Origin of the sequence: Flavobacterium undicola (assembly GCF_009909155.2) — a bacterium.
Classification (GTDB): domain Bacteria; phylum Bacteroidota; class Bacteroidia; order Flavobacteriales; family Flavobacteriaceae; genus Flavobacterium; species Flavobacterium undicola.
Window position 1 is genome coordinate 15,549 of the sequence record NZ_JAAAPM020000022.1, and the last position, 14,434, is coordinate 29,982.

The window sequence follows — 14,434 nt, forward strand, 5'->3', positions numbered from 1 at the left end:
TTGGATTAAAAAAATAAATGATATTTTTTCTGTTAATAATTAAACCTTTTATTCTGTTTATTGTCTTATAACCATAACTTTTAACATAAATCAAGAAAAAATGAAAAAATTAATTATTGCCGCATTATTAGTTGTTGGAGTATCTAGTTTTGCTCAAGACAATACTGACCGACCACAAAGAGCTAACATGGGAAATATGACTCCTGAGCAGCGTACAGAACAACGTGTTGCAAGGATGACTAAAGATCTAAACCTGGATGCGAAACAACAAGAACAAGTAAAACAACTTTACACAGAACAAGCCCAGGCTAGAGAAGCTCAAAGAGCAAATGCAACAGACAAGAAAGATCAAGGCAGAGAAAACATGGAAGCGCAAAGAAAAGCCATGGAAGGAAAAATTGCTGCTATCTTAACTCCTGAGCAATTGACAAAATGGAAAGCTAGCCAAGATAAAATGAGAGAAAGAATGCAACAAAGAATGGGTGACAGACAAGGTGGCGGAATGGACGACAGACCACAAGGTGGTGGTGGCAATATGGAAAACTAAAAAGAAAGCTTCGAGAACTACTCGAAGCTTTTTTTTGCTCTTTTATTTATAGTGTTTTCGAAACGGTATCAATTGCATTTATCGTAAAATCCAAATCTTCGTAAGTCAAAGCATCGGTTATAAACCAGGTTTCATAAGCTGAAGGCGCAATATAGATTCCTTCCTGTAATAATCCATGGAAGAATTTCTTGAAAGTTTCATTATCTCCCTTAGCAGCAGTTTGAAAATCAACAACAGGACTCGCATCAAAATGTACCGAAATCATAGAACCTACCCTATTGATAGTATAAACAACATTATTGGCTTGTAATACTCTATGGATTCCTGCTTCTAAATAAGCTGTTTTTTCTTCTAATCTTTGAAAAATAGCCGCATCATTATTTAATGATTCCAGCATTGACAATCCCGCAGCCATCGCCAACGGATTTCCTGATAAAGTTCCCGCCTGATAAACAGGTCCAAGTGGAGCCAGATAATTCATTATCTCTTCACGGGCAGCAAATGCACCTACCGGCAATCCGCCACCAATTACTTTTCCGAAACAAACGATATCAGCATTGATGTTTAATAATTCCTGAGCACCTCCTTTAGCTAACCTAAAACCGGTCATTACCTCATCAAAAATCAGTAAGATTCCGTTTTCAGAACACAATTGGCGTAAGCCTTCCAAGAAACCTTTAGTTGGTGGCACACAACCCATATTCCCAGCAACCGGTTCTACTATGATAGCTGCAATTTCGTTAGGATTGGCTTCAATTAAACTTCGTACATTTTCTAAATCATTGTATTTTGCTAACAAAGTATCCTTAGCAGTTCCCGCTGTAACCCCCGGACTGTTTGGGGTTCCAAAAGTCATTGCACCACTTCCTGCCTGAATCAGGAAAGAATCAGAATGCCCGTGATAACAACCTGCAAATTTTATAATTTTATCTCTTTTCGTAAATCCACGCGCTAGTCTTACGGCACTCATACAAGCTTCAGTTCCTGAATTCACAAAACGGATTTTATCGATATTAGGAACCATCGATACTGCCAAAGCAGCAATTTGAGTTTCTAATTCTGTTGGCATCCCAAAAGAAGTTCCCAGTTTGGCTTTCTCTGTTACCGCCTGAACTACTGGCTCATAAGCATGTCCCAGAATCATTGGTCCCCAGGAATTAATATAATCAATCAATCGATTCCCATCCTCATCATACAAATAAGCACCTTTGGCTTGTTTTACAAAAATAGGCGTTCCTCCTACTGATTTGAATGCTCTAACTGGCGAATTTACTCCTCCCGGAATTACTTTTTCTGCTTCAGCAAATAGCTGACTACTTCTTTGGTATAACATTTTTAATTTTAGAATTTCGAGTTTAGAATTCAGTTTGCATATTGACTTCTTATAAACTCATTAAAATATTTTTGAAACTTAATATTGATAAAACTAATTTATTTTCAGTTTTTGCCCCACAAAAAGGGTGCTATCTGATAGTTTATTTCTTTGTTTTAAATCGTCTACTAACACATTATATTTCTTCGAAATAGAATACAAAGTATCTCCTTTTTGAACTTCATAAAAAGTATCGCTTCTGGAATCTCTGGCAACAATTCTTCTGTTTTGATTCTCAACAGGCACATAATTCGTCCCTAAAACCTGGGCATCATATTGCCCCAAATTATAGCGTTCGATATACGAAATTAATTTATCCGGATATTGAGAATCGGTGGCATAACCTGCTTTTCTTAAGCCTTTAGCCCAAGCCCGATAATCGTCTTTATCCAATTCGAACAAACTGGCATATCTGCCCTTACCCGTTAAAAACAAAGCGTGATCTCTATATGATTCAGATACTTTATTGTATTTTCTAAAACATTCCTGACTGCTATCATCATCATGATTTACAGTATCTCCTGTCCAATCTGCATGGCATTTAATACCAAAATGATTGTTAGCACTCACCGCTAAATCGCCTCTTCCTGCTCCCGATTCTAAAATCCCCTGAGCTAAAATAATACTCGCTGGAATTCCATACGCCTTCATATTATTCATTGCAATATCTTTATATTGCAATACATAATTGTTAACGACATCATTGGTAACCACCGTTCTTGAAGTCGATTGTATCACTTCATTTTGGCTTTTACTAGTCTTATTTTGTTTTGTTTTTTGGGAATAGGTATTTTTAGTAGCTCCTTTTTTAGTTGTTACAATTGGAGATTTTGTAGCATGACAACTAATAAGAGTTAAGGCAATAAATAAAAGTAAGCTTTTCTTAAACATTGATAGCTATTGTTGGTAATTGTTTGCTTTTTAATTTCACATTCATTCCTCGAATTCCCTGAAGGCCTCCAGTATGAATGAGTAAAATATCAGAATGAGCCGGAAAATAATTCTTTTGTATCAAATCTATAACGCCAAAAACCATCTTTCCAGTATAAATAGGATCTAACGGAATTTGATTATCACTATAAAACGTATTGATAAAACCTATCAAATCTTCATTTACCTTGCCATATCCTCCAAAATGATAATCCGTTATTAACTCCCAATTTTCATTTTGCACAAAAATACGGATTTCATCTTGTAAAAAATCGCCTTTTAAAGCTGGAAATCCTAAAACTTTTTGATGCGGTAACGCACTATTAATAATTCCCGAAATGGTTCCGCCTGTTCCTACTGCACAACAAATATAATCAAACTCGCGGTCTTCCTCTGTTAAAATCTCCTCACAACCTTTTATGGCCAATGCATTCGTTCCGCCTTCGGGAATCAGGAAAAAATCGCCGAACTTCAATTTCAACTCCTCTAAAAAGGAAGGTTCACTTTTTGACCGATAAGCTTCACGGGAAACAAATTCAAATTGCATTCCGCATTCCTGAGCAAACTGCAGGGTGGGATTTGCTACAATTTTATCTTTCAATTCATCGCCACGGATAATCCCGATAGATTGAAAACCATTTTCTTTTGCTGCAAAAGCAACAGCCGCAATATGATTCGAAAAAGCGCCTCCAAAAGTGAGCAGCGTTTTTTTATTTTCCGCTTTCGCCTGAAGCAAATTGTACTTTAACTTTCGAAACTTATTTCCCGAAACCACTGGATGAATTAAATCTTCCCTTTTGATGGTAAGCGAAATAAAATTAGGAAATTGGATATGTAACTTCTGATTCAAGACAACTATTTTTAGCAAAGGTAAAACTTATACCGATATAAATAAGGGAACACCGATGAAACTGATTTGAGCAGATTTCTTTTCGATAAAAAAACTTTGTGTCCCGAATAGCTATCGGGATTGCGCTAAAACTTTATTTCGATCAAAATAAATACTTACAAAAACTAAAAAAGGGTCTCTTTTTAAGATAATCTAAATTAGATTCATTCGTATAAGCCTCTCTTTCAAACGAAATGTTTCGATAGGCATGATTTTTGTTGCTGTATTGCAATAAGCGAACTAGATATTCCAGAAAATACCAAATAAAAAAAGGTAGTATTAATAGTTCTAATTGTTGTCGTAAATGAATGCGTTCGTGATTGATAAGAACAGGGTTTTCTTTATCAATCCGATATTTTAAAAACACAAAGGGATAAGCCGTCAATCCGCGGAAACCTTTTGGTATTAAATACTTGTTAACAACAAAAAACATTGGTTTTTAAATTTATAAATTTGTAAAGATTGACTATTGTTGTTGGAATTGCAAAGGCAAAAAATAAAATCTATATATGATTGAACAAAGTAATGAAAATAAATTAATTGAAGGCGAAGATTTCTATTATACTCCTGAAGGATATAAATGTTTTACCGAAAAGTATCATTTAAAAAGAGGTTATTGTTGTAAAAGCGGTTGCCGTCATTGTCCTTATGGATTTGATAAAAAAACAGGAACAAACAAAAAATCACTATAAAAACAATTCAATGTAAATCTTTCTCTTTCGTTTATCGTATATAAAACAGAACCCATTTTTATTTATATATTTAGTAATCAAATAATTGAATCATGAAAACAATCAAAATAGTACCGCTATTATTTCTTTTTCTATTGAGTGCCTGTAGCTCGATAAGAGTTAACTCGGATTACGATAGTCGTGTTGATTTTAGTCAATACAAAACCTATGCTTTCCACAAAAAGGGAATTGACCGAGTTGCTTTATCTGAATTAGACAAAAAAAGAATTCTACGCGCTATCGATAATGAATTGACTAACAAAGGAATGAGCAAAAGCGACAATCCTGATTTACTGGTAAATATCTTCACCAAAGAAAGAGAACAAATTGACGTAAACCAATTCAATATGGGTTGGGGATACGGTTGGGGATGGGGATGGAATCCTTATTTCTGGGGCGGTAACAGCTACGTTACTTCATCAACACAAGGAACACTTTATATCGATTTAATCGATGCTAAGAAAAAAGAGTTAATTTGGGAAGGTGAAGGAATGGGAATTCTAACCGAAAACAGAAAAGAGAAAGAAAAACAAATCAATGAGTTTGTTACTAAAATCCTGGCACAATTCCCTCCTACTGAAACAAAAAAATAAATCTTTTATCCATAACTAAAGAATCTGTATATTTGTAATACAATCATAAAAGATGAACAACACTATTATCATACGTATCGCAATTAACATTATTATTCAATAATAATGACGGAGTGTTATGTAAATAAGTAATCAAGATACCATTTATCAAACCTCCCACAACGGGAGGTTTTTTTATACCTATAAACATGAATCTATTTAGCCAAATACAAGAAGCCAAGAAACAATTGCAAGATGTGGTTATGGCAACACCTTTGTCGGAAAACTTAAATTTATCTAATGAATTTGCTGCCCGAATTCTGTTAAAAAGAGAAGATTTACAAACCGTACGCTCTTATAAAATTAGAGGTGCTTATAACAAAATCAGTACGCTAAGTGCCGAAGAACAAGAGCAGGGTGTAATCTGTGCCAGTGCTGGAAATCATGCACAAGGTGTAGCTTATTCTTGTAAATTGCTTCAAATAAAAGGCAAAATATACATGCCAAAGACCACTCCGAAACAAAAGGTAAAACAAGTCAATCTTTTTGGAGGTTCCTTTGTCGAAATTGTGCTTACAGGAGACACTTTTGACGATGCCTATGCAGCTGCAATGGCTGATGCAACTAAGAACAAAATGGCTTTCATTCATCCTTTTGATGATCTAAAAGTTATTGCCGGTCAGGGAACTGTAGGTCTCGAAATTCTGGAAAGCTATAAAAAACCTATTGATTATGTATTTGTTCCCATCGGTGGTGGTGGACTGGCTTCTGGACTTTCGGAAGTTTTCAAACATTTAAGTCCCGATACTAAAATCATTGGAGTAGAACCAGAAGGCGCTTCTTCAATGAAAACCTCTATTGACAATGGAAAAGTCACCATTTTAGAAAACATAGATAAATTTGTAGACGGAGCTGCCGTAAAACAAGTTGGAAAAATAACTTTTGACATTTGTAAAAAAAACCTAAGCGATATTATCCTTGTTCCTGAAGGTAAAGTGTGCACGACCATTTTGCGCTTGTACAATGAAGAAGCCATGGTGGTGGAACCTGCAGGCGCATTAACTATTTCGGCACTGGATTTATATAAAGAAAAAATAAAAGGAAAAACCGTTGTTTGCATTGTTAGCGGAAGTAATAATGATATTGAACGCACCGCCGAAATAAAAGAACGTTCTTTACTCTACGAAGGATTGATGCATTACTTTATGATTCAATTTCCGCAGCGTCCCGGTTCTTTAAAAGAATTTGTAAATGATATTTTAGGCCCTGATGACGACATTACGTATTTTCAGTTTACCAAAAAAAACAGCCGCGAAGTGGGTCCCGCCGTTGTAGGCCTTGAACTCAAAAACAAAAACGACATTATTGCCATAAAAACCAAAATGGAAAACAAAGGATTTGAGTACAAATACCTGAACGAAAAACAAGATTTATTCAATCAGCTTATAGGTTAAAACGCTATCGCATTTCTTTATCTTTGCAATCCATTATCCCTAAAAACATGAGTCCTTTAAACGACATTAAAAATCTTGACGATATCAAATTATTGGTAGATACTTTCTATGCCAAAGTGCAACAAGACGACTTAATTGGCCCTATTTTTAATGAGAAAATAGGCAATCAATGGCCAGCACATTTAGAAAGAATGTACCGTTTTTGGCAGACTATTTTATTAGAAGAACATACTTATTCAGGCAGTCCATTTCCTCCGCACAAACATTTGCCAGTAGCAAAAGAACATTTCAATCGTTGGATGGAAATTTTTACCGAAACTATTAATACTTTATTCGAAGGAACTCTTGCTGAAGAAGCCAAACTCAGAGCCAAAAATATGGCCGAGATGTTCTTTTATAAAATTGAGTATTTCAGAAACGGAGGACGAAATTTTTTCGAGAATTAGACGTTTTGTTTTCAAAAAAAACATCTGGAATCTTATTTTTTAATTCACTACAACTTTAGTATAATCAAACATCAAATGGTAAATTGAAAACTGTTGTCTATTATAATTACGATTATGAACAGACAAATAACTTGCATCAAACCCTTCCTTAAAAACTTTTGGTTTTAAATCTTGTATCGTGATAATTTCAGAATTACTAGACAAATTTGTATTAATTCCTGATTTAACTGATAAATGAGTATAACTGGGATTTATTATATATGCAATTTGTCCTTCAAAATTTAATCTAGGAGTATTAAAAGATCTATTACACATTTTCTTAATATCAGAAACGTATTCACTATATCCATTTTCAACAATTTTACATTCAATAGCTAAATGAATCTGTTGTTGATTACCGCTTTTACTCCAAATATCACTCAATCCTGTCTCTTGGACTTTTATGTCTATGAAATCATCTTTTATGACACCATTTTCAGTATAGGATTGTTTTGCCTCATTATTAAAATATAAATCTATATTGGGCTGTTTAGAAATATTCCTTTTATAATAATTAAGATTATCCAAAATCCCTAAATAGTCATCAACAAATTTTTCACTTAAACCTTCTTCAAGATTATACCTTGTTTTATTTTCGTTAAGAAAAATATCCTTCCGATATGTTTTAGCTTCATTAATCATTTTTTGGTAACAATACACAATATATTGTATAACCATTTCCACTCTTTTTTGAGTCAATTGTTCAGAATTTGATTTGAAGTTAGAAGCATTAAGCATGAAAATCAGAATTTAATCGTTCTAACTCTGCTTTTTGTATGGCTTCTTTAAATTCGGCTACATCATACCAAGCCATGGCTCTATGCCAACATTTGTATTCATTGGGTTTAATTATATAAAATGAATCTTTTTCAAATCCTTTTATATCTTTTTGAATAAATAAATTATTCTCAGAATCATTTGCATTAGTAATTTGAGAAATACTTAGTGAATTGGCCAAATTATTTAAAACTTGTTTCTCATCTTTCTTATCTGAGTAAACAATTTTTTTAGAAGGCTTTTCACTTAAGAAAACAAAATTCATAGCTATGAAATAATCCAAAGAATAAATTTCTATTTGAATAAATTCATCATCGTAAATTTTTTCAAATTCTTCAATATAAACATCAGCATAACTTCTTAAAACTTTTTCTCTATTCCTATGGTCGTCATTGTTAAAATCTGAAACTAACCTCTGTTTACTTTCTTGGAATTGATAACGAGAAACGTTTAACACATAATCAATCAAATCTTTCTCATAACCAGTAATTTGATATATTTCTTCTACAATTGAATTTATTTCATCTAATATTTCTTTACTTGGCTCGCCTTGGAAAACACTATTTGGATGTTCTTTATAGAATTCTTTATATGGTTTTAATAGATTTTCAACTAACGAAATCATTCTATCTTTTTGAATTTCATTTGGCTCTATAAATGGAAATGAAAGGTATTCATCATCTAATCGAATTTGAGGTCTTGTTGATGTACCCCAAGAACCTGAAATTAGATAAATATAATAAGTATAGATATCTGACAATAAATAAGAAAATAAACTTTTTATTAACTCTCTATTTTCAGAGCAAATACCCCAAATACCATTCTTATAAGCACAATTTTCTTCAATATACGAAACAGCTAATTTACTTTCATCTTTTGCCTGTTCTTTAATTAAAATTTTACTCCCAAAAAAAAGTTCTTTAATTCTTCCACTTTCATAATAAACGTCTTGAGCTTTTAAAATTAAATTATTGTCATTAATATTTGTAGTTATTAAATTAATATCACCATTCTCAATTAAAGGTAATCCAATTAAAAAATCTGCAAAATCATTCCCTTTATTTGATTTAATGCCAGCTCCTTTAAAAATTTCACTTCCATCGAATAAATTAATTATTTTATTTTTACTTTTTTCTAACTTTTTTAAAAGCAAGTAATCCAAAGTGTTTCCATATAATGCTACTTTAAACATCCAATGGTTTTCAATAAAATGCTTTTGGAGGATTTTTTTATAATCAAACTTCTCAATTACAAGTGCTTTGGTAAATTTATTAAAAAACTTATTTGCTTTTATTGATTTAAAATGAATTGGATTATTCTCTGAATATTCTTTATCAAATTGTTTAAACTGAATATTTAATGCTGGACTTATTATTTTTTGGTTCTTATATAAAATATTTCCGTTCTTGTCTAAAATCAAATTCTTATTTCTGTCTTTTCTAGGAACACGTTTTTCGCCATCAAAAACTAATCTTCTTACGGCTGATAAATCCAGAATTGATTGAATTGAATTATTTTTAAAGAAATTACTTTTCACATATCGAATAGTATCTGATACATTATAAAAAATAGTGCTTGTAACAATTAATGAACAAACCGTATCTTTTGTCATAAAATCATTAGCTCGCATCAAATAGGACAAAGCAATTTCTTTTTCTCCTTTTTCCTGTTTTAAGTAAATATTATTTTCATTTAACCATCCAATGTGATAATCTGATTTATCTCTTTTCCAAGGTGGATTACCTAGTATAAAATTCATTTTTTGTGATTTAATCACTTCTAAACTTGACGAAAATATTTCAAGCTCTTTTTTTGCAACTTCAGAATCATTTTCTTTTACTTCTCTAACAAAAAAATTGCTCTTAAAAAAATTCTTATCTTTTAAATTAGGAAATTTATAAATATCAATATTGCCAGGTTCTTGGTAATCTAATAAAGCTACATAAATAGAAAAACAAGCCACATTTATAGCTTCCTCATTAATGTCAATTCCAAAAAGATTTTTTTCGGCAATTGTTCTAATTTTAGTCCCAAAAGTTAGATTATCATCATTTGGATTCAGTTCTTTTTCTCGTTCAATCATTCTTCTTAGCCCTTGCACTAAGAAAATCCCAGAACCCATTGCAGGATCAAAAATTTTACATTCACTGATTGATTTATTTTCTTCAAAAAATTTATCAACTGTTTCGGTTAAAATATAGTCAACTAAAAAAGGTGGCGTATAGACCGCAGATGTAGCATTTTTAGTTTCTTCATCTAAAAGTGTCTCATATATTCCACTAATCAATTCTACAGGAATGATTCCAAAATCAAACACATCATATTGAAAATCAAAATCAGAAAATAAATTTATCTTATCTTCAGTACTAACTCCGTCAGGGTTAAAAAGCTTAGATAATAGATTCGCTTGATTTAAACTTAATTCAATATTTGAGTCCTTAAATAAGACCCCATTGAATCTTTTGTTTAAATAATCAAAAAAAACAACTAATTGTTTTGGATTCGCAATTAACTCACTTAACGATCTTCTTCTTTGAATTATATCCTCTTCATTTCCAACAATAAATGAAGTGTCAATTTTTATTTTTCTATCAATAAGATATCGAATGAAAATCAATCTTAAAACAAGTATTTTAGCCAGACTTTCCTCTAAACCAAAATCATTCTTTAGAATAAGAATGGTCTGTTTTATGTTTTCAAAAAGCTGTTGATTTACCCTCTTTTTGAGTACTGTTTTTTTATGCTTTTCATAGAACCATTCAAACGCTTCCCCGCTTTGTAAATTCCAAAAAGAAAATCTTTTATTTCTTTCTTTTTCAGATAATTCAATTTCTTCTAAACCTTTATGTTTTTCAAAGTTTAAAGCATTATAAACTTTAACCTCGGTATCATTTATTACAAAAATTATAGGGGAATTATCAAATGACCACACCTTTTTGTGAATTTCACTTTCTCTATTAATATCACTATTTGATGTTAAATCAAAAAATAAAACAAAAGGTTGATTATTGAAAACATAAAAAGCATCTGGCTTTATGTCTTCTAATTTTTTATTCACATCTGACGAAAAACTATTAAAAATCCCACCCTCTTCTTTATCTCTAAAGAAAACAGCTTTGTTTTCAATTAAATCTAATTGATTTAAAATATTTTTTAATGGATTCATCAATGAGTAAACTTATATATTTCTTTTACAAATCTAACACATTAGATTAGACTTATTTTTACCATATAAAAAAATTGTTAACCTTTTTTTTAACTTAATGTAATTCAAAGAAGTACTATAAACAAAAACTCTCAATACAGCTTATTCTTGATTACAATAAAAACCAAAAGTCTACACTAAAAATTCAGTAAATCAATGGCTATAATCTAGAACTACATTTTTACCTGCTTTCCTAAATCACTTTCATTTTCAATGACTTTGCCTTCGTATTGCAATTTCCAGCCCATGGTATGAGTTAGAATCAGGATTTTAGAAAGTTCACTTATGAGTCGGTTTTGAGCATTGGACTTTAACGATGATTTTTCTATTTTCTTGGCTAAATTGGCCTTTACTGATTTATTGATTTTATTATAATCGTCTCCGGTAAACGGGTTCAACTTACTTTGTTGCACATCATAAAACTGAATATCGGGACTGATTTTTATTTCTTCTTTTGGAATGCTTACAATCGTGATGGTTTTGTTTTTTTCATCAATATCATATTTCATTTGATGCAAATCATAAGCCACCGTCACATCGGCATTGACCACAATAAGTGCTTTCTTTTCGAATGAAAGCATATTCATTAAATATTTTTCCTGATTTTTATAGGTAATCACTTCTGAGAAATGCCCTTCGGTAACGACTAATTTTCCAACGTTTACAATTTGCTGCTGAATCAAATTGGTGTTGTAATCTAATGTACTGTTATCGCCTTTTTTAAATTCACAAAATTTAAAAAGTAAAACAACAATAACTAAAGCTACTAAGCCAACAACTATTTTTCTTATCATAATTAAAATTTCATAAATGGATATTCCGAATGCAATTTCGTTATTCTTATTTGAAGTTTAGCGATAAACTTTTGATGACTTTCGGACTGCGGGTTAAAAGGGCGATGAGACAAACCTTTTTGAATCCCTTCGACTTCATCCATTATTGCAAAAGCCGTTTTTGAAATGGAAGTTTCTTTAAATCGTTGCCAAATGTAATCTATCGCTACTTGACTAGGATGCAACATATCTTCGGCATAAAAGCGATAATCTCTTAGTTCATCCATCATGATTTCGTAACTCGGAAAGTAGTTATAAGTTATGGGTTGTGAGTTATGAGCTGAATGAACAGCACTAATTAAATGCGCTTTACTCAAGGTATTTTCGACAAAACCATCTTTGATATGGCGCACCGGCGAAACGGTAAACGTAAATTTTGCCTCTGGATTTATTGAGTGAATCAGACTAAACGTATTCTGAATTGCAGTTTGAATCGTTTCGATAGCAAGCAATTCTTTTGCAAATTGCTTTTGAGGAACTTTATGGCAATTGGCAACAATTTGCTTACTTTCAATATTTCGATACACCCAGGCAGTTCCATAGGTAATTTGGAAATGCGTTAAATCAAATATTTGTTGATTTGTTGAATCGAGTAACTGATTTAATGAATCTAGAAAAGCTTCTTTACTGGGATTTGAAAGTTCCGAATGTACTTCAAAACAATGCCATAAATCGTTGTGAAAGAAAATGTCACTTTCCGTAAACAGCTCTTTATTTACAATTCTTTCTACTAATCTTTCAATTGAAACAGGATTGAAAATAATACCAAATGGATTGCAGTTGTTTTGAAATTTAAAATCATTAAATTTTTCGGCCATGTTTACTGCAAAACAAGAACCTACAGACATAATTTTAGAATTATAATCAATAGGAAAAATACTTTCTGAAATGGGTATTGGCGTACGAAACTGCATGGTAGTTTTTCACCAAAAATAAGTATTATAATATTAATACAAATACTGGATTTTGGAATAATTTGGATTCCCTATACTAGCTTCTGAAACCTGTTCAGTAGGATAATCATCAGCATCGTATTTAAACGTAGCTTTATAGATATTAGCAGAAGTAATTGTTTCGTCATTAACCATAAGTGTTGATTCCACAACCGTTAAAACAACATTGTTTTTAGAAATTGACACACTAAGATCCAATAATTTGTCGTAACCTAAAATACTAAAATAGGGATTATTGTAGGTATCATATTCAAAACTTGTTCTTGAACTGGAACTTACGTTTTCATCTTTATTATCAAAAACGCGTTCGTCTTTAACTAAATTCTCATTTTTAAAAAATAAAGTTCCGTGATATGCTTTATGTTCTTGATTTTGAGAATCTATCTTGTATTTTTCATACAAAACCGTTCCATCAGTATTATGAGTGTAATAAATCACATAATTTTGAGATGACGTTACTTTAATTAATTTTCCTTGAAGATAGATATATACTAATGTAACACTAAGTTGAGTTTGCTTATTATACTTGATTATCTTGGTGATAAGTCCATTATCGTAAGTATAATCTATTTTTTCTTTAGAATTATCAGCACTTATTATTTGATTTTCATGATAGCTGAAAACTGAATTTTCAGAAATACCATTCTCAGTAGATTCAATTATTTTAATAAAATTCTTGCCCTTATCGTCTTTATCATTTGAGCAAGACGCTAAAAAAAGAGAAACTATTGAAATGAAAAAAAATATTCTAATTAATTTTTCCATAATCTTATTAGGTTATTTTTAACTTAATATACTTGGGTTTCCAAAACTAAATATTAAATACAGCTGAACCAACTATATAAGCTTAACGACCTAAAAACTCGTTTAAATGGACTATTCATCCAATAAAAATGAGTCTATAAAAGACTCATTTTCAATTTCAACACATTTTATGCGCTACTATTAATTTACTTTGGCGCTTTGTAAGGATGTTCTTTTAATTCTACAACCAAAAATTTAGCTGTTTTGTCGCCTATATTTTGAGTTATGTGCGGACGTTCTGGTCCACTTACCCCCGATTCTCCTGCTTTCATTTTAAACACCTCGTTTTTACCATCTTGATAGTGTACTTTTAAATTTACATCGGTTAAGGCATAATAAAAATGTGCAGGATGAGTGTGCATAATCGTTCTTTTTCCTGGTTTAAGTGTAACTTCTGATGCATGAATCAATTTAGAATTAGCCAAATCACGCCCAACCTGACCTTCATTATTCATCATCTGAGCCTCAAGATTCAATGAACATAGTAAAGAAAATAAAATTCCTCCAACTAGTATTAACATATTCTTTCTCATAATTCCAGCATTTAAAATTAAACAATATACTAGTTATCAACACTATAACAAAATTACGATTTTATTCAATTACTTCCGTAAAACACACTAACACAATAACTTAATATCAAAACACAAACCCCTTATATAATTATATGAATAATGAAATTTTCATTACAAATACGATAAAAAACAACAATTAAACCTAACTATTCCTGATAAATCCCTAATTAAAGTAATCTACTAACTCCTACTTTTTACCGATAAAAAACCATCCGCTAGCGGTTTAAAGAGTATTTTGTCCTTTCAACGATTTTAAATGGCAAACTAATTTTTTGCTTCTACATTTGATATGAATTCTACTCCAATT

Annotated in this window: 14 protein-coding genes; 5 read left to right on the plus strand and 9 right to left on the minus strand. The window is 31.4% G+C overall.

All coding sequences use genetic code 11. The features are described from left to right. The first annotated feature begins 100 nt into the window (after positions 1-100). Positions 101-547, plus strand: a complete 447-nt coding sequence (locus GTZ96_RS12885) for a hypothetical protein (protein ID WP_181033189.1) — start codon at positions 101-103, stop codon at positions 545-547. Between the two features lie 46 nt (positions 548-593). On the opposite strand, the gene hemL is transcribed toward GTZ96_RS12885, so the two are convergent. From hemL to GTZ96_RS12900, 3 genes are all read right to left on the minus strand, one after another. After that, entirely contained in the window at positions 594-1,880 is a 1,287-nt protein-coding gene (gene hemL / locus GTZ96_RS12890; RefSeq protein ID WP_161644325.1) for a glutamate-1-semialdehyde 2,1-aminomutase, read from the minus strand. 93 nt (positions 1,881-1,973) lie between these two features. Then, positions 1,974-2,810, minus strand: coding sequence for a glucosaminidase domain-containing protein (locus GTZ96_RS12895; RefSeq protein WP_161644326.1), 837 nt, complete (start codon positions 2,808-2,810; stop codon positions 1,974-1,976). Further along, positions 2,803-3,699: a 1-aminocyclopropane-1-carboxylate deaminase/D-cysteine desulfhydrase gene (locus tag GTZ96_RS12900; protein ID WP_161644327.1), complete on the minus strand. Its 897-nt coding sequence runs from the start codon at positions 3,697-3,699 to the stop codon at positions 2,803-2,805. The genes GTZ96_RS12895 and GTZ96_RS12900 overlap by 8 nt, the downstream gene beginning before the upstream one ends. 548 nt (positions 3,700-4,247) lie before the next feature. On the opposite strand from GTZ96_RS12900, the gene GTZ96_RS12905 reads away from it, so the two are divergent. The 4 genes from GTZ96_RS12905 (at position 4,248) to GTZ96_RS12920 (ending at position 6,941) form a co-directional block, all read left to right on the plus strand. Next, positions 4,248-4,430 carry a DUF5522 domain-containing protein gene (locus GTZ96_RS12905; protein WP_161644328.1) on the plus strand — a complete coding sequence of 61 codons (183 nt, stop codon included), beginning with the start codon at positions 4,248-4,250 and terminating at the stop codon, positions 4,428-4,430. A 92-nt stretch (positions 4,431-4,522) separates the two neighbouring features. Next, on the plus strand, positions 4,523-5,062 hold the full coding sequence (locus GTZ96_RS12910) for a DUF4136 domain-containing protein (protein ID WP_161644329.1): 540 nt from the start codon (positions 4,523-4,525) through the stop codon (positions 5,060-5,062). Positions 5,063-5,250: 188 nt separating this feature from the next. Beyond that, positions 5,251-6,495: a threonine ammonia-lyase IlvA gene (gene ilvA, locus GTZ96_RS12915; protein WP_161644330.1), complete on the plus strand. Its 1,245-nt coding sequence runs from the start codon at positions 5,251-5,253 to the stop codon at positions 6,493-6,495. A 47-nt stretch (positions 6,496-6,542) separates the two neighbouring features. After that, complete coding sequence (locus GTZ96_RS12920; protein ID WP_161644331.1) at positions 6,543-6,941, plus strand: group III truncated hemoglobin; 399 nt, start codon at positions 6,543-6,545, stop codon at positions 6,939-6,941. A 39-nt stretch (positions 6,942-6,980) separates the two neighbouring features. On the opposite strand, the gene GTZ96_RS12925 is transcribed toward GTZ96_RS12920, so the two are convergent. From GTZ96_RS12925 to GTZ96_RS12950, 6 genes are all read right to left on the minus strand, one after another. After that, positions 6,981-7,622 (minus strand): hypothetical protein, encoded by a 642-nt coding sequence (locus GTZ96_RS12925; RefSeq protein WP_181033190.1) that lies wholly within the window; start codon positions 7,620-7,622, stop codon positions 6,981-6,983. An 88-nt stretch (positions 7,623-7,710) separates the two neighbouring features. Continuing rightward, the gene (locus GTZ96_RS12930; RefSeq protein ID WP_161644333.1) at positions 7,711-10,923 is read right to left on the minus strand and encodes an Eco57I restriction-modification methylase domain-containing protein; all 3,213 of its coding nucleotides are present in this window, start codon (positions 10,921-10,923) and stop codon (positions 7,711-7,713) included. A 212-nt stretch (positions 10,924-11,135) separates the two neighbouring features. Next, positions 11,136-11,756 carry a DUF4230 domain-containing protein gene (locus tag GTZ96_RS12935; protein ID WP_161644334.1) on the minus strand — a complete coding sequence of 207 codons (621 nt, stop codon included), beginning with the start codon at positions 11,754-11,756 and terminating at the stop codon, positions 11,136-11,138. Between the two features lie 2 nt (positions 11,757-11,758). Continuing rightward, positions 11,759-12,709 carry a GSCFA domain-containing protein gene (locus GTZ96_RS12940; RefSeq protein ID WP_161644335.1) on the minus strand — a complete coding sequence of 317 codons (951 nt, stop codon included), beginning with the start codon at positions 12,707-12,709 and terminating at the stop codon, positions 11,759-11,761. Positions 12,710-12,742: 33 nt separating this feature from the next. Beyond that, a complete protein-coding gene (locus GTZ96_RS12945; protein WP_161644336.1) occupies positions 12,743-13,513 on the minus strand; it encodes a hypothetical protein in 771 nt (256 codons plus the stop codon). A 185-nt stretch (positions 13,514-13,698) separates the two neighbouring features. Then, positions 13,699-14,085 carry a cupin domain-containing protein gene (locus GTZ96_RS12950; RefSeq protein ID WP_161644337.1) on the minus strand — a complete coding sequence of 129 codons (387 nt, stop codon included), beginning with the start codon at positions 14,083-14,085 and terminating at the stop codon, positions 13,699-13,701. Between the last annotated feature and the right edge of the window lie 349 nt (positions 14,086-14,434).

Coding starts and splice junctions, on each gene's coding strand:
- GTZ96_RS12950 (WP_161644337.1), bottom strand. CDS start 14,085: ATGAGAAAGAATATGTTAATACTAGTTGGAGGAATTTTATTTTCTTTA.
- GTZ96_RS12925 (WP_181033190.1), bottom strand. CDS start 7,622: ATGATTAATGAAGCTAAAACATATCGGAAGGATATTTTTCTTAACGAA.
- GTZ96_RS12905 (WP_161644328.1), top strand. CDS start 4,248: ATGATTGAACAAAGTAATGAAAATAAATTAATTGAAGGCGAAGATTTC.
- GTZ96_RS12920 (WP_161644331.1), top strand. CDS start 6,543: ATGAGTCCTTTAAACGACATTAAAAATCTTGACGATATCAAATTATTG.
- GTZ96_RS12895 (WP_161644326.1), bottom strand. CDS start 2,810: ATGTTTAAGAAAAGCTTACTTTTATTTATTGCCTTAACTCTTATTAGT.
- ilvA (WP_161644330.1), top strand. CDS start 5,251: ATGAATCTATTTAGCCAAATACAAGAAGCCAAGAAACAATTGCAAGAT.
- GTZ96_RS12930 (WP_161644333.1), bottom strand. CDS start 10,923: ATGAATCCATTAAAAAATATTTTAAATCAATTAGATTTAATTGAAAAC.
- hemL (WP_161644325.1), bottom strand. CDS start 1,880: ATGTTATACCAAAGAAGTAGTCAGCTATTTGCTGAAGCAGAAAAAGTA.
- GTZ96_RS12940 (WP_161644335.1), bottom strand. CDS start 12,709: ATGCAGTTTCGTACGCCAATACCCATTTCAGAAAGTATTTTTCCTATT.
- GTZ96_RS12945 (WP_161644336.1), bottom strand. CDS start 13,513: ATGGAAAAATTAATTAGAATATTTTTTTTCATTTCAATAGTTTCTCTT.
- GTZ96_RS12910 (WP_161644329.1), top strand. CDS start 4,523: ATGAAAACAATCAAAATAGTACCGCTATTATTTCTTTTTCTATTGAGT.
- GTZ96_RS12935 (WP_161644334.1), bottom strand. CDS start 11,756: ATGATAAGAAAAATAGTTGTTGGCTTAGTAGCTTTAGTTATTGTTGTT.
- GTZ96_RS12885 (WP_181033189.1), top strand. CDS start 101: ATGAAAAAATTAATTATTGCCGCATTATTAGTTGTTGGAGTATCTAGT.